This is a genomic window from Microcoleus sp. K4-B3 (assembly GCF_036704615.1).
Lineage (GTDB): Bacteria > Cyanobacteriota > Cyanobacteriia > Cyanobacteriales > Microcoleaceae > Microcoleus.
In genome coordinates this window covers 56,932-76,690 of record NZ_JAUBSF010000002.1, presented here as the reverse complement: position 1 = coordinate 76,690, position 19,759 = coordinate 56,932, and the positions used below count along the sequence as shown (strand labels likewise).

At 45.5% G+C, this 19,759-nt stretch carries 13 protein-coding genes; 2 read left to right on the top strand and 11 right to left on the bottom strand.

Going from position 1 to position 19,759, the window contains the following annotated elements; translation table 11 throughout:
* Nucleotides 1-67: 67 nt before the first annotated feature.
* A complete protein-coding gene (locus QUA78_RS01810) occupies nucleotides 68-628 on the top strand; it encodes a Uma2 family endonuclease (protein ID WP_333304100.1) in 561 nt (186 codons plus the stop codon).
* A 47-nt stretch (nucleotides 629-675) separates the two neighbouring features.
* On the opposite strand, the gene QUA78_RS01805 is transcribed toward QUA78_RS01810, so the two are convergent.
* From QUA78_RS01805 to QUA78_RS01775, 7 genes are all read right to left on the bottom strand, one after another.
* Nucleotides 676-2,670, bottom strand: a complete 1,995-nt coding sequence (locus QUA78_RS01805; RefSeq protein WP_333304099.1) for a bifunctional serine/threonine-protein kinase/formylglycine-generating enzyme family protein — start codon at nucleotides 2,668-2,670, stop codon at nucleotides 676-678.
* Nucleotides 2,671-2,776: 106 nt separating this feature from the next.
* On the bottom strand, nucleotides 2,777-3,982 hold the full coding sequence (locus QUA78_RS01800) for a helix-turn-helix domain-containing protein (RefSeq protein ID WP_333304098.1): 1,206 nt from the start codon (nucleotides 3,980-3,982) through the stop codon (nucleotides 2,777-2,779).
* Nucleotides 3,967-6,408 carry a HEAT repeat domain-containing protein gene (locus tag QUA78_RS01795; protein ID WP_333304097.1) on the bottom strand — a complete coding sequence of 814 codons (2,442 nt, stop codon included), beginning with the start codon at nucleotides 6,406-6,408 and terminating at the stop codon, nucleotides 3,967-3,969. The genes QUA78_RS01800 and QUA78_RS01795 overlap by 16 nt, the downstream gene beginning before the upstream one ends.
* Nucleotides 6,405-7,892, bottom strand: a complete 1,488-nt coding sequence (locus tag QUA78_RS01790; protein ID WP_333304096.1) for a hypothetical protein — start codon at nucleotides 7,890-7,892, stop codon at nucleotides 6,405-6,407. Before QUA78_RS01790 ends, QUA78_RS01795 begins: the two co-directional genes overlap by 4 nt.
* A gap of 226 nt (nucleotides 7,893-8,118) precedes the next feature.
* Nucleotides 8,119-8,442, bottom strand: a complete 324-nt coding sequence (locus QUA78_RS01785; protein ID WP_333304095.1) for a hypothetical protein — start codon at nucleotides 8,440-8,442, stop codon at nucleotides 8,119-8,121.
* Between the two features lie 667 nt (nucleotides 8,443-9,109).
* Complete coding sequence (locus QUA78_RS01780; protein WP_333304094.1) at nucleotides 9,110-9,268, bottom strand: hypothetical protein; 159 nt, start codon at nucleotides 9,266-9,268, stop codon at nucleotides 9,110-9,112.
* Nucleotides 9,269-9,328: 60 nt separating this feature from the next.
* Nucleotides 9,329-9,472, bottom strand: a complete 144-nt coding sequence (locus tag QUA78_RS01775; protein ID WP_333304093.1) for a hypothetical protein — start codon at nucleotides 9,470-9,472, stop codon at nucleotides 9,329-9,331.
* Nucleotides 9,473-10,073: 601 nt separating this feature from the next.
* On the opposite strand from QUA78_RS01775, the gene QUA78_RS01770 reads away from it, so the two are divergent.
* Nucleotides 10,074-15,782 (top strand): AAA family ATPase, encoded by a 5,709-nt coding sequence (locus QUA78_RS01770; protein WP_333304091.1) that lies wholly within the window; start codon nucleotides 10,074-10,076, stop codon nucleotides 15,780-15,782.
* 564 nt (nucleotides 15,783-16,346) lie between these two features.
* Here QUA78_RS01770 and QUA78_RS01760 read toward each other — a convergent pair.
* The 4 genes from QUA78_RS01760 to cpeB all read right to left on the bottom strand — a co-directional run bounded on the left by QUA78_RS01760 (nucleotide 16,347) and on the right by cpeB (nucleotide 19,704).
* Complete coding sequence (locus QUA78_RS01760) at nucleotides 16,347-16,961, bottom strand: HEAT repeat domain-containing protein (protein WP_333304090.1); 615 nt, start codon at nucleotides 16,959-16,961, stop codon at nucleotides 16,347-16,349.
* Between the two features lie 150 nt (nucleotides 16,962-17,111).
* Complete coding sequence (locus QUA78_RS01755; protein WP_333398520.1) at nucleotides 17,112-18,404, bottom strand: HEAT repeat domain-containing protein; 1,293 nt, start codon at nucleotides 18,402-18,404, stop codon at nucleotides 17,112-17,114.
* 171 nt (nucleotides 18,405-18,575) lie between these two features.
* Nucleotides 18,576-19,070, bottom strand: coding sequence for a bleomycin hydrolase (locus QUA78_RS01750; RefSeq protein ID WP_333185460.1), 495 nt, complete (start codon nucleotides 19,068-19,070; stop codon nucleotides 18,576-18,578).
* A 79-nt stretch (nucleotides 19,071-19,149) separates the two neighbouring features.
* A complete protein-coding gene (gene cpeB, locus QUA78_RS01745; protein ID WP_333307655.1) occupies nucleotides 19,150-19,704 on the bottom strand; it encodes a C-phycoerythrin subunit beta in 555 nt (184 codons plus the stop codon).
* Between the last annotated feature and the right edge of the window lie 55 nt (nucleotides 19,705-19,759).

Below are 19,759 nucleotides of genomic sequence, written 5' to 3'. Positions count from 1 at the left end.
AACCTGGGATACGCTGTATCTATCCAATCTAAAATCTAAAATCTAAAATCTAAAATCTACTTTACCTATGACTACAGTCATTAAAATATCGCCCAACTTAGAGGAGTTCCTAAAACTTCCAGAAACGGAGCCAGCTTGCGAATATATCAACAAACAAATTATTCAAAAACCGATCCCTCAAGGTGAACATAGCAGATTGCAAGGTAAGCTTTGCAATGTCATCAACCAAATAGTAGAAACACCAAAGATTGCTTATGCTTTTCCCGAGTTGCGTTGCACTTTCGGCGGTGTATCACTCGTCCCAGATGTAGCAGTATTCCGGTGGGAAAGAATTCCCTTTCTACCCTCGGGTAGAATTGCTAACCGCTTTGAAATTTATCCAGACTGGGCGATCGAAATTCTTTCTCCCGAACAAAGCCAAACAAAAGTGCTTGCTAAATTACTTGCTTGTTCGCAACAAGGCACTGAATTGGGGTGGTTAATGATTCCAGAAGAAGAAAGTATTTTAGCGGTATTTCCCGGGCAAAGAGTGGAACTTTACGAAGGTGCAACTGATTTGCCAATACTTAATGGAATTGAGTTAGAATTGACTGTTAAAACTGTTTTTAGCTGGTTAAATTGTAGTTAAGTTAAAAAGTGCGTGAAGCGGAGCTATCCCGTAGGTAATCGCCATTTTTAAACAACAGAAACCACCACTCTAAAACCCACAATACTAGCCTTACAATCCGGCTGATATCGGAGGCGGCACGCGCTGCGACAATTCGGAGGACGATCGTTCCAAGAACCTCCCCGCAACAACCTCAGCGAAGAGTCGCCGTCCGACTCCCAAACGCTGCCATCAGCAGGCGCACCGTTATAATTATTGTGCCAATAATCCGCGCACCATTCCCAAACATTTCCGTGGAAATCGTACAATCCGAAAGCATTAGGTTTAAAACTGCCAACATCTGTCGTTTGAAAGCGATAAATTCCCTTCGGCGCTTCAGCGTAATTAGAATTTCCGTTGTAATTGGCTAACTCGCTGGTAATCGTTTCCCCAAAGTGAAACGGCCCCGTAGTTTCCCCCCGGCAAGCATATTCCCATTGGGCTTCGCTAGGCAAGCGATAACGCTTACCAGTTTTTCGAGAAAGTCTAGCGCAAAACTCCACAGCCTCGTACCAAGATACATTTTCTACAGGTCGATTTGCACCTTTAAAACGGGCAGCATCGGCATTGAGAAATATTTTAATTTCCGGCTGCGCTGCAACTGCTGTCCACTGGGCCTGAGTGACTGGAAATTTGGCAATATAGAAAGATGCTAAAGTTACTGGATGCTGCGGTTTTTCGTCGCTGTCACCCCGATCGTTAGGGGAACCCATGAGGAAAGTACCGCCAGGAACAGATACCATTTCCAGGACTGTACTGCTACTGAGATGTTCTTGAAAAAAACGCGCTTTGCCGTTGTTAAGATTAGTTGGCTTCCCGCCCTTGTCTACTGTCACTACTTGAAATTCAAAAGTGCTTTTGACAGCAGCAATTCTTTTCACTCCCTTGTTCAATGGCGGATTGGTGTCGGATTTTTTCCTCGGATTGACAGAGATATTGCTGTTGATTTGCCCGCTTTGATCGCTCGGGGTATTGATAGCAAGTTGTCCCCCCTTTGTCGAAAAAGAATTGATAGCAAGTTGTCCTCCCTTGATAAAATTGGGTTGGGGAGGTAAAGAATATAGATTTAAAGCTTTGATTACTTCATCAGCCGATTGATATCTATTTTTGAGATAATCTTGAATTAATTTATCTAAAATGTTTGCCAACTCGCTGCTGATTTTTGTGCCTGCAGGCAACCGTTCTCTCCAAATCCAGCCGCCGTTTATCGGGTCGTAAAGGTCATCGGAACCGTCAACTTTTGGCAAACATTGAGTTAGCAGTCTCAGGCAAGTTATCCCCAAACTGTATAAATCGCTTCCGGGGAAAACTTGACCCCGCATTTGTTCCATCGGCGAATATCCGGGCGTTCCTACCGTTGTGCCTACTTTGCTCATCAGCGAGCCCGTCACTTGTTTGGAAACGCCGAAATCTATCAAAACTAACTCTCCGCGCCCTCCCCTCCGGAAAGCTGAATTGCGAAAATTTCCCGCCTTTGGGAGGGATGAGCTAACAGAGGTGCGGCGGCGGATGATATTCTCAAGTTTGATGTCTCGGTGAATGACATTGCGATCGTGCACAAATTTCAGAATCGGCAAAATATCTGCTAGCAACTGCCAAATTTTTTCTTCGCTAAAAATGCCCTGCTGAGTTAATTCAGCCAGTAAATTTTGCCCCTCAATCAACTCTTGTACTAAATAAAGCCGCTTGTCTTGTTCAAAATAAGCAATTAATCGAGGAATTTGGGGATGTTCGCCGAGTTCGTAAAGCCGTTGCGCTTCTTGCTGAAACAGTTCTGTTGCCTTAAAAAGTGCTGATGTTCCCTGAACTTGGGGCACAAACTGCTTGATGACGCAGGGATCTTCCATGCGATCGGTATCTACCGCTTCATAAGTTCTGCCAAATCCCCCTTCGCCCAACAGTCGAATCACGCGGTAGCGGTTTCTGAAGAGAGGCGTGAGGCTTTGCGATCCGCAACTTTGACAAAATTTGTAGTTGTCAGGATTGAAAGGATTAGAGCACCTTGGATTAGAACAGTAGAACATATCTGGGAAGAAATGATCCGGTTAAGGTTATCATAGATCTTTTATACATCCTCATGGAGCGATCGAACTTTGTAAAATGTTATTATATATCTTTAATGCCTCCCCATCAATTTCTAGCCAACTTCCTCTCCTGCACCACCCATTGCTCGAATAGCTTAGCACCCATTTTGTATCGCTCGTCCCCTAAGTTTTGAATCACGCCAGTACCCGCCAGAACCTCCAAGGAATCAGCAACTTCTCCAAAACTCAAATTTGTTGTTTGAACCAGTGTTTCGGCTGTTCCCTCCCTTCGATCGAGCAGTGCCAGATACACGGTTTGTTCGGTTTTGCCAAAGCCATAGGTACGCTTATCTTCATCCCACCAAGCAGAAAAATCTCGATCGTGCTGCCGGATGAGATGGAGCATAAAATTCTCGGAAAATTGAAGTTTTTCCTGATGGGAATTATCGAATATTTCGTTGAGTAATTGTTGGGTTAAATAGGGATGACATCCTGCCCATTCGATGACTCGATCTACTTCTGCTTCTGTCAGTAAAATCTTTTCTTCCTGACTGCGGTAGGCAATGAGAGATCGCGTTTCCGATTCGGTTAACGTTCCCAACCACTCAACTTCAGCAATATTCAGTAGAGGAGAACCCACCGCCTGCTGGTAATCTTTCAAGTCGCGATAGCCAGATAAGATAAATCCGACAAAGGGTTTGAGAGCCGTATCGGTGTCTTTCAGAGCGCGTAAATAGCTCCACGCATCGTTAGCCCAATCTTGACTGACAATGAATTCAGATCCATCTAACAGAAAGCAAACTCCAGTAAATTGTTTCTGTTGCAGTTGCTTGATGATTTTCAATAAATCTTGTCGAAAATCTTCGTGAATTAAGCTACGATCGCAATCGGGATTGGTGACGTTCAATTTCAATCCGAACTTGGGCAAACCCAAGTCGATCGATCCGCCGGGAATCTGTCTGAGAAATCGATGATAAGTTTTTTGCCAAGTGGCTTGATTCCCGGTATAATATTCAGTAAAGGCTTCTTGCAATCTAGCAATCAGAAGATAGCGAAATTGTTCTAAGCTCTTGGGTCGTTCTTGCTGCAAATTAAACAGAACGGGAAAAGCTTGACGATCGTCTTTGCTGACACCCAACAGAGTCCGCTTGATGGCATTTAACGTACTGGTTTTTCCCAACCGTCGTCCTCCCAACAGAATTCTCACACGAAAGGGCGAGCGCTCGATTTCCGAGAGTAAACGGCTGCGTCCGAAAAAATAGCGAGATTCATCGATCGGCAAACGAAAATCCGGTCTTACTGAAGCTGCCATTGGCGAATTTCCTCCTCTTTCATTTGCATCAGCAACCAGCGCGACATCAAGGGGATCTGTATGCGATATCGATCGCGATCCTCCGATTCTTGGGCAGAAACTAACCCGACGGCTTCCAACCATAAAAGCGCATCCAAACAATCACTTTCGGTCAGACTGTCGCGCAGTCGATCGACAACAACGTTGCCGGTGATTTCCAAGTCTTCATTACAGGACAGCAATTTCAAGATTGCCATCGCCGAGTCAAAGTGGCGTTTGTCCAAATCGCCCCAAATATTTTGAGCAAAGTAGTCTTTTAAAATGCCCGAATAGGTGAAAGGTCGATCGAGATAGCGCTGTGCGGCTGACGATTGAACTTCTCCCTGACCATTTGCCACCAGTTTTTTACACAGCAAACTGGCTAACTGTCGCGCAACAAAGGGATGTCCGCCACTCTCTCTGTGAATCGCGATCGGGGTCGGTTCGTCAAATTTTACGCCCATCAGTTCTCCGATATCCGTCAGCATCCGAGTGGTTTCTGCCGGGGAGAATGGGAGAACAAACACTTCCTTAAAAAAGTTAAACACTGGGTTAGTGGGGACATCGGCTTGTTGCCATTGATTGATTCGATTGCAGTCTGGATGCACGTCAGCAACTAGCAAAGAAAGCAGTCGCCGTTCCTGACTCAATGCCCGAAATGCTCCAAAACAGGCGTTAAATTCTTCTGCTCTTTCCCGGACATCGCTGTGAGTGGGGAGAATTCGTTCGATTTCATCTAAAAATAGCAAAATCGGTAACTCATATCCCGCTTGACTTAATTTTGAGGCAAGTTGACCGATATTTTGGGAAAAATCTGCGGTTAATTCTGAAGCGGGGCGATGTTCTGGCAGCAAAGGAGCGATGTCAAAACGGGATTTTGACGATCGTTCTTTCAGAAACTGAGCGAGTTTTTGTAGGATACCATCGAACAATTCGGCACCATAACGGAGTTTGCCTCCATAGGGTTGCAGGTCAATGTGAACGACTGGATGTCGTCGCATGGCAAACCCCAATTGCAGCAAAATCGAGGTTTTCCCAGACTTCCGCAAGCCAAACAACCCAATCCCTTGAGCGCGGCGAAGGTCTGATTCCAGGCGTTGCAAGAGTTCTCCGCGGCCGAAGAACGACATGGTATCGCCAATCGCATTACGATCGTCAAATAAGTCAGCACCGGGTAAATAGCGATCGGTATACTGAGCTAACAGTCCGGCAGATGCGCCACCATCGAGTAAGGCTTGCTCCACAGCCGCCAATGGGATCGGCAACAGAACGAAAGCATCCCGCAGGCGCACCTCTGCCATCCGCATCCGGAATAGAGTATCCGGCGGTTCTCGATAGAGGAGAATCCCCGCTTGCTGGGGGCGTTTCCCCGCCAACCGCGCCGAGGATTGCACCAATTCTGTCACATCGCGATCGATCGGTGCGTCTGCAAAGCTTACGGGTAAAGGAGTATAAGACTTGAGTCTACCCGGTGCTGAGGTCATTTGCAGACCGTGTTGGCCGTCGCGTTGGGTTGTCGCCCCTGCCTGCTTCAGGAATTGCTGAACTTCCGCGAGCACCTGCGCTAAAACTGCTCGGTTTTCTTTGGCGCGGACAATGGCTCGGCTCAAGCGCAGGAGCAACTCGGGACGACTCCAGAGGATGAAAGCACCAACCAAGATCAAAATCCCCAGTACCCGGAGACTCACTGTGAGGGCAATTTCAGTGTAGTAGTCTTGAATTTCCCTTCTCAAGGCAATCATGGATTGACGGATGGCTTGTTCGTCTTCCGATGCGTATACTGCCTGGCGCAGTCCAATGGAATTTTCCGGATTTCGCAGCTTCCGAAACCGCTCCATCTCTTGCTGCGCTTCCTCCAAAGCAGATACCGCCTGCTCCAACTGGGCAATAGAAGGCGATTGAGATAAAGGACGGCGTTGCAAGTCTGTTGCCATCTGCTTCAATGTCGAGAGAGCTAAAGACCGAACTCTAATATCTCCGCTTTTGAGCGCGTCCGCGAGCATCGGAGCAACCGGAAAGCCCATGTATCTCAAGGCAAATGCTGCACTGGTGCGAGCCGCTTCATTTTCCGCCTTCAGCGCTTCTATCAGTTCGGGAGCAGCCTGCGAGCCAAATTTCGCCAAGGCAAAGGTGGCTCGCAGGCGCACCACTTCATCTCTATCCTGCAAGGCTTCAATCAAAGCGGGAACCACCGTATCGGCTTTCTGACTCATCCCACCTAATGCCGATGCTGCCTGACTGCGCTGGCGCCAATCCTTATCGGTTTTTAACTGTTTGATGTAGGTGGAAATCTGGGGATCTGAGGCACTTTTTCCCGAGGCTTCGCCAACGGTTGCCAGCGCGAACGTGCTGCTGAGAAAGGCAACGGTGAGGAAGGTCGCAAACTGTCGTTGGGGATGTGCCATCATCGCTTTGGTCGGGTAGAGGCTCGGTTTTTGAGCTGCGGCGGTGTCTTGTCGCTATAGGTAAATGGTAGCGCTCTGTTGCTCTTTAATCTCTCCTCCAACCATTTGGGTTTCTCGCTAAACGAGATCGACATCGTACCATCGGGAGCAACGCGATACAGCCATTTTGCCCCCGGACAAATAGACGACTTCATCTCGGGAACCGATGGCGGCCATTTTCCGGCTTTGGCTGCTAGTGCTTTGACTTGCAAAATTTTCTGAGTCAGTTCCAAGTCCAGCATCGACTTGGCTGCTTTACTGATTTGGCTGGACAAGCTTGGAGAGATTACCCAACCGATATAATTCCACCAGGCGAAGTCATCTACCGTGACTGAATCAGAAGCGCAAACATTGTGCTGGCGAGATGTGGCAAGCGATCGTTTATTGACTTGATAAGTATCGATCGCACAAAAGCGAACATAAGGTTCGATCGCCGGCTTGAACCACACCAGGACATGAGATAAAGTCCAGTCTAAAATTTTCTCTTCTAAAGTTGGGGGATCGTTCGTGTCCGTAAATCCTGTAAATATTCCCAGAACACTAGAAGCCCCTGATGCTTCTTGTATCGAAGACCAGGAGTATTTCCAAGCGAAGTGCTGCCAAAATTTGAACTGAGACAAATATTCTCCCTGCAAGGATGTCAATATCGATTCGCGGTAATCGCGTTCCAGTAAGCGCTGCTGCCACTGGGCCGGAAGGCGATCGACTTTCCGCATCACCCCTGCTTGATATTTAGTCACAATCAAAGCCACCAGTGGAGAGATTAGGAAGGGGCTTTCTGTTAAAGACTGGTTGATTTTCCAGGATACTTCCAGCATTTCTGCTGCCGCTTCCGTCTGACCTTTACGGTATTTTTCTAGAATGTCTAGGGCTAAAACTTTTTGGAAATTAGCCTGCGATAAATAACTGGGTAGGAGCATCGTCATATCTCCTTCCTGAATCGCGGTAATATCGGTTCCCCAGTGCGGCACTTCATTATTTAAAACCTGCTGGCGAAGTTCTGCTAAAGCCGTTTGCTTGGAGGCGAGATAGCGCTGTAATTTCTCTGAAGGTGGATTTACGGTATTGTTTGGTTTGGCAATCTCAGCGTCTAGGTACTGGTTTAATTCTTCTCTGATTTCTTCAAATGCCTTTCGATCGTCCTCTGAAGGCCTAAAATCAGTCACAGACCCGATGTAGCGATCGACAGGAGAGAAACTTGTCCAGCCTCCACTGAACCCCAATTTAGCGACCGACGCCGCCAGCTTCAACGCCGCATCATTCGGCTCTGTTTTGGGAAACCGTTGGGCATATGCTGCTAAATCCTGCTCGATTTCTTTTTCCTGCACAGAGGCGATATAGTTGCCACCCACAATCCAGACTGCCAGCAGTCCCGCCAACCCAACAGCCGAACCACCCAGAAATTTGAGCCACTTTTTCCGTCTGAACGATGGGTTTTGAATGCCCATAAACTCCTCCTTCGCGCGATCGCACCTGAAGATGAGCGCCAGAATCAATTTAAACCATTGTCTTCTACATTTGCCGGTTCTCGATACTTTTAAAAGTTAAATATTGTTAAGACGAATTGGATCGATTGGCGAGATTTATTTGGCGATCGCGCGCAGGTAATTTTGAAATATTCGGTATGGCGATCGAGTGTGGGAAACTACAATTCATCAAATGAATGATTGCATATTACTTTGTAGTTTCGGGCAACAATTGATTTAGTGCGCCACACAAGTATCCCTTCACCGTGTCTTTACTTGCACCCACCCCACTCGGAAGGGTAAAGATCATCTCGACATTTAATAGATTGCCGTCCATTGAGGCAAATACGTCAATTGGCAAAGCACGCTGAAATGCTGTTGCGGGATTTTCGGCTTTCATTACACCTAAGTTCAGATCCGTGCTGAGAGTCTTGATGCCCTCGCGGGCCAAAATGGGTCGTAATTGGGAAAATGCTCTCTCTATCGATAACCCCTCAACCTGAACACGTGCAGAAAAGGCGGCACCATTCAAAAAATCCCCCTTTTTTTGAAAGCTTTCCTCGCAGGTTGTGGCAACAGCGGGGGTGGCTAAACATATGAGAGCTATAGTCAAGACAAGCGATCGCATATTAACTGAGTTATAAGAATGAAACAATCATCAAGATCGTGATGAACCATTATAGGATTGTTTGGCAAGTGATGCAAATACCTTCGATGGTTTTTAGCATGAGTTGCCGTTCGATTAGTATTGGCTTCTATTTTAGCAAGTATCGGAACTAGAAGAATTAAGAATAAATACTAAAAGGGCGATCGCACGATCATTGAAGAGCGATGGAAGGCTATCTTCTCATTTTCCAACAGCATTCCAATCGCTTCACGTAGGTTCGCTTATAGCTCGTCTCAAGTTTCTCCTTGAGAATGCGCTCTCTTACAAACCAGTAACATAGGCTACATATAAAGCAGTGTCAGGGTCTTTCTGAACAACCGCAGTGAACTTTCTCATCAAGTTAAAGTCAAATAGCTTGACTTTAAAGCAAAATCCAATAAAATTAAGTTTAGCATATCTATCAACTACCTAAGTAAAATCACTTAGGCACACGCTCCATGACACCACCTAGATCTCCAGCAACGTTATATCCAATACGGATACTAAAGAGTCTAACATTTGGATGTTTCGCACTCAGGTAATCAGCAGCGTGTCAACTATTTTCATCAACTTTATAGTTGCCTGTTTCTATATCAATGATGACCATATTGCCAATATTATCTTCTAATTCAATTTTTGGGCGGATGCTGCTCTCATACAAATGTTTCGCACGACGCGCGACTTTTTCACGACTCAAAGAGATTGTTTGCATACATTCCCCATTTTTTGTAACTGTAGATTCTGTTACGGAATGGGGCTGTAATACGCGACTTCACAATGTTTCTGGAGCGAATTCTTGGGTTTTACCTGCGGGAGCCTCAGCCATTGCTGAGGCTGCAAGTTTGGCAAGAGCGTCGAGAGAACGAGCAAATGCTCGTTCCCATCTGGGATCGTCTTCAAGTTCTTCCAGAATCATTGAGCCGCCTATTGCTCACTTGCAGACAGGGTTTTTAACTTAGCGCTCCTCTTCGAGGGCTTCGCTAACGCGCGCTCAAGTAACTCAGTCATGGGTAGCACACTCTTACAATAGACCTCTTGCAAAACTAGGGAAGGCGATCGCGACTTGTACCCTGGTAAGAACAACGCTCGCGCCCGGTCGAAGTGCTGCAAATATGTTCTCGTAGGATGTATAATCCTAAGCTGGAATAATTTAGGCTGAGACACATAATCAGCTACTTGGATGTAAAAAACCTGAGTTCTGAAAACTTTAAGCGTCTGTGCGGAGTACGTCCAGAGACCTTTAACCAGATAGTTGAGGTAGTGCGATCGCATAATTGATCTGGATGCGCTGGGACAAGCACCAATTCTTGGTTTTCCAACTCCAGCACAGGTATTATAGTTAAACATTAGACCATCATGCACTTTACTATTGAATTAGCGGAGAAAATATTGCCACTTGCTAACAAGCTGATGCTCTGCTCGTTTAAGTTTTCCCAACAGGCGATCGAACATAGCTGTCTCAGGTTCCCATATATCAATTCCATGCCTGAATAATCGGACTCATCGAAAAAACAAATATGAAAACCACGCTGCCCGGTTACAAACTCTTATCGTTGCCCCTTCATGAAGGTGTCAATACAGTTATTTATCGGGGGGTTCGGGAGTCCGAGCCAACTCAGGTTATAGTAAAAACCCTCAAAGCCGAGTATCCCACAATAGAAGAAATCGCGCGGTTGAGACATGAATATAAAATCCTCAAAACTCTCGACATGACAGGGATTGTCAAAGCTCACTCTTTGGAAAAGCATAATAACGGTCTGGCGCTGATATTAGAAGATTTTGGGGGAAAATCTCTGAAAAACCTAATCGCAGCTAAACACCTTGAAATAAGCGAATTTCTAAGTCTGGCAATTCATCTGGCAGAGACCGTAGCTCATCTGCATGAAAATAAGATTATCCATAAAGATATTAAACCGCAGAATATCATTATCAACTCCAAAACAGATCAAATTAAAATTATAGATTTTAGCATTTCCACGTACCTAGAGCGAGAAAACCAGAGCCTCAGCAATCCCAACTTGCTAGAAGGCACCCTCGCCTATATGTCTCCAGAGCAAACCGGGCGGATGAATCGCTCAATTGACTACCGCACCGACTTTTACTCCTTAGGTGTCACCTTTTATGAAATTCTGACTGGAAAGCTGCCCCATCAAGCTACCGACCCCCTGGAATTAATTCACTGCCATATCGCTAAAAGACCAGTGCCACCCCATCAGCAAATCGGTGAGATTCCAGAAGCGATTTCTGACATCGTAATGAAATTATTAGCCAAAACCGCTGAAGACAGATACCAAAGCGCTCTGGGACTAAAAGCTGACCTAGAAACCTGCCGTCATCAACTGCAAACCCATGGGAAAATTGGCAACTTCTCAATCGGTAAGAGGGATAAATTTGGACAATTTCTCATCCCGCAAAAGCTCTATGGTCGCGAGCAAGAAGTAGCCACTTTGATGGAAGCCTTTGAGCGAGTCTCCGGCGGAACCAGCGAAATGATGCTAGTGAGCGGTTACTCAGGGATTGGCAAATCTTCCTTAGTGAATGAAGTTCAAAAACCGATTGTCAGGCAGCACGGGTATTTTATCTCCGGTAAATTTGACCAATTAAAGCGAAATATTCCTTATGCTTCTTTGATCCAAGCCTTTCAGGGCTTGATGCGACATCTGTTAACAGAAAATTCGGAAAAACTAGCGATTTGGAAAGAGCAACTCTTAGAAGCTTTAGGCTCAAATGGCCAAGTCATAGTAGATGTCATTCCCGAAGTCGAACTGATTGTCGGCCCTCAAGGAGCTGTTCCGCAATTGGGGGCATTTGAATCCCAAAATCGCTTTAATCGGGTGTTTAAAGAATTCATTCATGTATTTACTAAACCCTCACACCCGCTTGTCGTCTTTTTGGATGACTTACAGTGGGCAGATTCTGCATCGCTCAAGTTGATTCATCTGCTCATTTGTGACCCGGACAGCCAGTATTTACTGCTGATGGGAGCCTATCGAGATAACGAAGTTAGTCCGACGCATCCGTTGATGCTGACGTTGGAGGAGATTCAAAAGAATGGGGCGGTTGTAAATAATATCACCCTCCGTCCTTTGGATATTGGCAACGTCAGCTTGCTGGTAGCGGATACCCTCAATGAGTCTTCCGCGCCGAGAAACCGGGTTTCTGAATTGTGCGAGCTACTGTTCAATAAAACCCAGGGCAATCCTTTCTTCTTGACTCAGATGTTCGCTACTCTCCATCAAGAAAAGCTATTGACCTTTGAATTTAGTGCTGGGTGCTGGCAGTGGTCATTGAACCAAATTCAAGCGGTAGGAATCACTGATTATAATGTCGTCGAATTGATTGCCAGAAATATTCAAAAACTCCCGGAGGAGACGCAGGATGTCTTAAAATTAGCCGCCTGTATTGGAGACAAATTTAATTTAGACGTTCTGGCTATTGTCAATGAAAAATCGCAGTCGGAAACGGCGGCTGATTTCTGGGAAGCGCTTCAGGCGGGCTTGGTTTTGCCCCTGAGCGAAGCCTACAAAATCCCTCTGGTTTTTACCTCTGATGAAATGAGCAGGGAAGTAAAGGAGAGAATAGCTCCAGATTCTCCTCTGCTATCATGCTCACCTGCCCCTTTGCCTTATAGTCATCACGGGCCTATCGTTTACAAATTTCTCCATGACCGGGTGCAGCAAGCGGCGTATTCTCTTATTCCGGAATCTCAGAAACAACAGACCCACCTAAAAATTGGTGAACTGCTACTGGAGCATACTCCAGCAGACGAGATTGAAGAAAATATTTTTGAGATTGTCAATCAGTTAAATGTTGGGGCTGACTTTATCACGGAGCAGGCAGAAAAAGATCGTCTAGCCCGATTAAATTTAATAGCTGGTCGAAAAGCCAAAGCAGCGTCAGCTTATGAAGTTGCTGTCACGCAACTAAGAGTAGGGTTAGAACTCTTGGCAGAAAACAGTTGGCAGAGTAACTACGATCTGACACTAGCACTCTATGTAGAAGCGGTGGAAGCAGAATATATTAATACCAATTACGAAAAGTCAGCAATTCTTGCTGAAGTTGTTCTGCAACAAGCTAGCACCCTGCTAGAAAAAGTGAAAGTATACGAGCTACAAATCCAGTATTATATGGCTCAAAATCAGATGTTAAAAGCCATTGATACTGGGCTGCAAGTGCTGGATATGCTGGGTGTTTCCTTGTCAAATGACGAGGGTAACGGGGGTTTTGTGGTTGAGTTGCCAGATATCGCAGACTTAGACAATATCCCAGAGATGACAGACCCTTACAAAATAGCGGCTTTAAGTATACTGACTTCTCTTATTTCTCCTGTTATTACTGCTAATCCCGCAATTTTGCTCCCACTTGCAGTGACTTTGGTTAAAATCTGCATGGAGTATGGTCATTCACCTTTTGCTGCTTTTGCGTATGCTTTTTATAGTGTAATACTGTGCTCGGTAATAGGGGATATAGATGCCGGATATCAGTCTGGTAACTTGGCATTAAAGTTGTTGAATAAATTTAATGTCAACTCGCTTAAGTGTAAAGTTAATCAATTATTTTATGGTTTGGTTATACACTGGAAAGAGCCAGCTAAAAAAGCTTTAGCCCCCTTACTGTCAGCATTTCAAAGTGGACTGGAAACTGGAGATATAGAATATGCCGGTTATTGTGTTACTGTCTATTGTGCGAGCATATTTTTGACTGGGGAACGATTAGACATTGTAGAAGAGGAACAAGAGCAATATCTTGATTTAGCGCTCAAACTAAAACAAGACTATTCTATCTATTACATCCAGATATTTCACCAATTGACGCTAAATCTTCAAAATGAATCTGAGGCCAAATGTCAGTTGGTAGGCAAAAGTTTTAATGAAACACAAATGTTGCCTGTTTTTATTGAAACTAACAATAGAATTTTGCTGTTTATTACTTATCTAGCCAAGACAATTCTATTATATCTATTTAAAGAACCAAAGAATGCCGTTGCCAACGCCAGTTTAGCCGCAGAACACGCAGTCAGCGTGATGGGAATGGTAGTTTCTGCTCCTCACAACTTCTATTATTCCCTCGCTCTACTCGCTGTTTATCCTCAATCTTCAGACGCCGAACAACAACAATACATCAGCTTAGTTGAAGCTAATCAAGAAAAAATGCAGAAATGGGCATTTCATGCCCCGTCTAACTTCCAGCATAAGTACGAATTAGTGGAGGCGGAGAAAGCGCGGGTATTGGGGAAAATTGGAAAAGCGATGGAGTATTATGACGCTAGCATTCAAGGAGCCAGAGAACAGGGATACATTCAGGAAGAAGCCCTAGCTAATGAACGGGCTGCCGAGTTTTATTTCTCTCGCGGCCGGGAGAAGATAGCGGAGATTTATTTGACGGATGCTTACTATGGCTATATTCGCTGGGGAGCGAAGGCCAAAGTAAAAGATTTATCAGAAGAATATCCTGAGTTCTTCTCGCGAATACTGACCACAGAATTCCCCAGCCTTGACGTATCACGGACGACCAGCTCGACGACTACGGGGAGTTTTGCAGCACTGGATTTCGCCTCTGTTATGAAATCTTCTCAAGCTATTTCTGGCGAAATTGTTCTGGAAAGTCTGCTTTCTAAGTTATTGAAAATTGCGATCGAGAATGCTGGGGCTGAAAAAAGCTACTTCATTTTAGAAAAAGATGGTCAACTGGTGGTAGAAGGGACGGCAAGCATAGATAATAATGAGGTCGTAGTGCTGCAATCCACACCGATAGAAACTACTCAGAAATTGCCGTTTTCTCTCCTCAATTATGTGGCTAGAACTCAGAAAAATGTGGTCTTAAATGATGCAAGTCAGGAGGGAATTTTTACCAGGGATAGCTATATTGTTAACGCCCAACCCAAGTCAGTTTTATGTATGCCGGTCGTCCATAAAGGAAAGCTCATTGGTCTGCTTTACTTGGAAAATAATCTGACAAGGAGTGCGTTTACTCCCGATCGCCTGGAAGTTTTAACCGTGCTTTGTTCTCAAGCGGCGATTTCCCTGGAAAATGCGCGACTCTATGCCAATTTGTCTGAGGCGACTGACAACCTGAAACAAGCCAATGAGCAATTAGAAGATTACAGCCGGACTTTAGAACATAAAGTGGAAGAGAGGACGCAGGAATTAAAGGAAAAAAATCTGCTCCTGAGCCAGGAAATTCGCGATCGCGTGCAGATAGAGCAAGCTCTGCGAATATCAGAAGCGCAATTAAAAAAACAAGCCGAACAACTAGAGCTTTCTTTCCAAGAACTCAAGCGCACCCAGACCCAGCTAATTCAGACTGAGAAAATGTCCTCCCTCGGACAGATGGTGGCAGGGGTGGCGCACGAAATCAATAACCCGATTAACTTCATATATGGCAACCTGACTCACGTCAAGACTTACAGTGAAGACATACTAGGACTGGTGAAACTCTATCAAGAACAATACCCCCATCCCACAGCAGCGATTGTTGAGGATATTGAGGCAATCGAATTAGATTTCTTGATGGAAGACTTACCCAAAGTGCTGGATTCGATGAAGGTGGGGGCAGACCGAATTCGCGAAATTGTCCTCTCCCTGCGAAACTTCTCGCGACTGGATGAAGCGGAAATGAAAGAGGTCGATATCCATGAGGGCATCGATAACACCCTACTGATTTTGCAGCACCGACTGCAAGCCAAATTAGACCAGTCTGCCATTCAAATCATTAAAGACTACGGCCCGCTGCCGCTGGTGGAGTGCTATGCCGGCCAACTGAACCAGGTGTTTGTAAATTTACTGGCGAATGCGATTGACACTCTCCATGACCAAAGGGGGCCGCGCACGATCGCAATTCGCACCTCAGTGGGGTATGGGGAAGAAGAAAAATCCCCGATTTCCAATCCCCCCCTTGCCGAAAGCTCTACATTTTCTTCGGCTGAGGTGGATTCCCACAACCTCACCCCGACCAGGAAAGCTCCCCAATTTGTTGTGATTCGCATTTGCGACAATGGCCCGGGTATGACAGAGGAAGTGAACCGGCGGCTGTTCGACCCCTTCTTCACGACGAAACCCGTAGGGAAGGGCACCGGTCTGGGGCTGTCAATCAGCTACCAGATTGTGGTAGAAAAACACCGCGGACTGTTGAAGTGTCTTTCTCATCCCGGTCAGGGGGCAGAGTTCATCATTCAGATTCCTATTCGACAGGACTATCAAAAATTGACTTTGCCAAGCCAAACCTGATGAGTAGTTGTTATTGGTATTTCCAGTAGTCCTAAACAGATAATGATAAGTTCTAGTGATGACTTTACTCTGCTTGAATATCCTAAAATCATGCTCTCTTCCCTTGGAATGTGCTAGACAAATTATTTCCTGTGTTACTTGGTTAAGGACAATTTGCGACTTAAGTGTATCGGGACTTACGCAGGCACACTATATATAATATGCCGAAAAATGGATCTCGCGTTTTCTCTCATGAAGAATGAGCGTCATCAGACTAAAAATTTCATTTCTCAAAAAATCATCAACTCTCCTGTTAAACAGATGCTCAACCTATCGCTGAGTATTTAAGTTCCTTTTTTAGGTAGTCTGAAAGTAATTGACTGTAACTTCACCATATGGGCGTTGCTGAATACAGTTATGAATTCAAGATTTCCCAATTGCGATAAGCCAAGTATCGTGAGTTTTGTAACTTCAAGCGAAAAGTTGATTCATACCGTGAATCAGCAACGCCCAAAGTTTTATCATAGCTCAGTCGGCTGCAAGTGCTGTGTGCGCTCAATAGAGGGACCAAAAATGTCACTAAATCTAACTATCTGCACGCTTATAATTCATCACCAAATCCAAGCGGGATAAAGAACTTGTCGCTGATTCCCGCACATAAGAATCCACGGCTTCATCATTCGCAAATGTGGTCAGAACTTCTACACAACGTCGATCGCCCACAGAAGCCAGAGCATTCACGATCGCCACTTGTACCGCCACATTATCCGTTGTATTCAGCGACTCCACCAAAATCTCAAAAGCAGAGGAACCCATCTGCCCCAAGGCCATCACTGAAGCAATATTAACCACAGGATTCGGATCGTCGATCGCCTTTTTTAATCCCTGCAAGCCCGCTTCAGGAAACGGTAACTCTGGATAATTAATCGCAATTTGTGCCAATACCTTCGCCGCACTCCCTCGCACAGTCACATTATCACTGTTTAACAATGCCTCAACCACCGATGGTACGGCATCTTCACCAATCACGCCCAAGGCTTTTACGGCCGCCCGACGATAGATGACATCTTCTTCATCTAAAATGCCCACCAGTCGAGAAATTGTATTTTCATCGCGGGAATCGGCAATTTCAAACATTGCCCGCTCGCGCAGATGAGGATTCGGGTGTTTTAGTTGTTCAAACAAAGCATCTGTTGTCATGGTTTTTGTGGTTTTAGGTGTTGTAATTTAATTAAGCTGAATTAATAGTTTTGGATGCCTAAATACCAAAGGAACCGGGTTTTTCACTCGAATTAAAGGCTCCAATGCAGGCTTTCCCTAAAAAAACCCGGTTTCTGGCTCCAGGACTAATTAAGAGAGTTCGGATGTTACAGAAGTATGAGCATCTACTTTAGCTCGAACTAACCAATCTTGGTCGGCCGCAGCAATTTCATAACCGCTGACATCACCAAGTTTTTCTAGTGCCATTAATGCAGCATACTTCAAATCCCAGATTTTAGTTTCCAGACAGGCTTTCAATTCTGGAATAGCACGCTGTTCTCCCAGTTCCCCTAGGGCGATCGCCGCCCCTGCACGGGATTTCTGAAACTGGGGTTGGGAGTGATGCAAAGCTTCCAATAACAAATCGTAGGCTGGAGAATGTTTTAACCAACCAAACAATTTTACCACATGAAAATGCGCTCCATAGTCATTATTTGCTTCTTCAGCAAAGGTCGCAAACAGGGCGGCTGGTGCATCCTCTGAGTAATTTTCAAGTATCGTTTTAGCTGCTAAATAGCAACGTCCAAAATCTGTTTCGTATAATTGGCGAATCAAAAACGGTAAGTCGGGTAATTTTTCATAACTATGCACTAAATCTAAATCCCCTGGATAGTCTCTTAAGGTTTGTTCCAAATGGGGTTTAATGGTGGTAGCAAAGGTCAGGGATTTGTCGGCAATTCCTGCTTCTGCTAACATCCTAATTCCTCTGAGCCGAAAGACTAAAGATACCGGACATCTAGCAATATTTGGAATTGCATCGTAGTAACGCGCATCTATCAAATCCTGAATAGATAATCTGCGCCCAAGGACATTTTTGTGTTGCAACATCGCGACAACTTTTCCCATTTGAGAAAAGTCTCTGGTTAAGCGACAAATTGCGGCGATCGCAGCACTAGCAGTCGGCGGGTCAATATCATCTACAAATCTACGAATTCTGGCTACGGCTGGCTGATAATCTAATTTAGTTAGGGTGTGAATAATTACCCGGTAGGTTTGTCCCGGTTTGTCCAGCAATTGAGCAACTTCTGCTAAAATATCGGGATCTTGAGTGCCAATTTCGCCGATCGCCCAAACTGCATTTTCCACAGTGTAGCAGTCATCATCCGCCAGACAGGTGCGAATCACCGGCAATGCTTGCACAGCTTGCAGTCTTCCCAAGGTTTCCACCGATTTGCGGCGCACAATCCGGTTTTCCAGCACCGGATCGGTTTGTTGTACTGCTCGCATCAGTGCTGCGATCGATCGATCTGTTGAGAAATTGATCAAGTGGGAAGCAGCTATGTAGCGGGAATCCTCTTCCCCGATTTCAGCTTGGGGCGTATCTAAAAGGGCGATCGCCTGGTCTTCCGTTAAATTAAAAAAACTAAAAAAGCGTTTATCCATAAAATTAACAGTCTGCAATAACTATAATATGATATGCCTATTAAAACACAATAACAAGCCTAAGAATTCTTTACCCTTACCTCACCAAAATCGGTAAAGCAACGAGCCAAGAGTTCCTAGACTTGTCGGGTAGAAACTACCCAGTCACGACATTACAAACCTGTCAGTTAATTAGGACAGGGAGTTGATCGCGTAGTCAAGAAGAGCATTGTACTCAGTCAAAGCTTGAGCAGACAAATCGCGAGGAGCGCAACCGCGGTTACGAGCAAAGCTCAATGCTTCAACGTAAGGAGCAGTAGGCAAGCCCAAAGCGCGATAAACTTCGCGTTGACCAGCAATACCCCATTCGTCCAGAGGACCTGTGCCGCCAACAACTAAGCTGTATTGGATCAAGCGCAGGTAGTGCTTGATGTCACGATGGCATTTTGCTTTGAAAGTATCGGTGGAGTTAGCTTGACCGGATTCGTTCAAGTAAGGATACTTTTTGATGCAAGCATCATAAGCTTCTTTAGCAACTGCGTCGAGGTTGCTGCCTAGTTTTTCTGCAGCTTCTAAACGAGCAGCAGAGCGTTGGATAGAACCTTGAACTGATTCTAAATCTGAGGTGCTAGGGAAGCGGCCTGCTGCATCAGCAGAGGCAATAGCGGTGGTGAGAACTGATTTCATTTCCTAAAACTCCTAAAGTGATTTTGACGACAGTGAGCGTAGTTTCAATTTTGCTGAGCGAATTGCGATTAGCAACGGACTAGCTCAGTGCAGAAATGATGCGATCGAAGTAGCTGGAAGCTTCAGCAACGAGGCTAGCACAACGATCTTCTACTACAGGACTGCCCATTTTGCGGAGCTTAGCACCAGCAAATTTTTCGCTAGGATTGTCTTGGATGTGAGCAGCGGCTTGAGCCTTCATGATTTGAACGGCACGCACGGTGGAGGTGGTGGGCACGCCCAAAGCTGCGTAGGTTTCTTTCAAACCATTCAAGCAACGGTCATCAAGAACTGAAGCATCACCAGCCAACAAAGCGTAGGTGACATAGCGCAGAATGATTTCTGCATCGCGCAAGCAAGCAGCCATGCGGCGGTTAGGATAGCAGTTACCACCAGCTTGAATCAAGCCTTGGTTTTCGCAGATCATACCGGCAACAGCATCAGAAACCATGCAGCTAGCGTTGCTGGCGATCGCGTTTACAGCATCCAAGCGTCGGTTGCCGCTGGCAACGAAAGCTCTGAGGGCAGCAATATCACCGACGGTGGAGGTGCTGGCATCGGCTGAAACTACAGCTCTTGAAAAAGCGTCAAGCATTGAGTTCTCCTTAACTTAGAAAAATTATTTCCGATCAGAGTTGGTCAACTTGGTG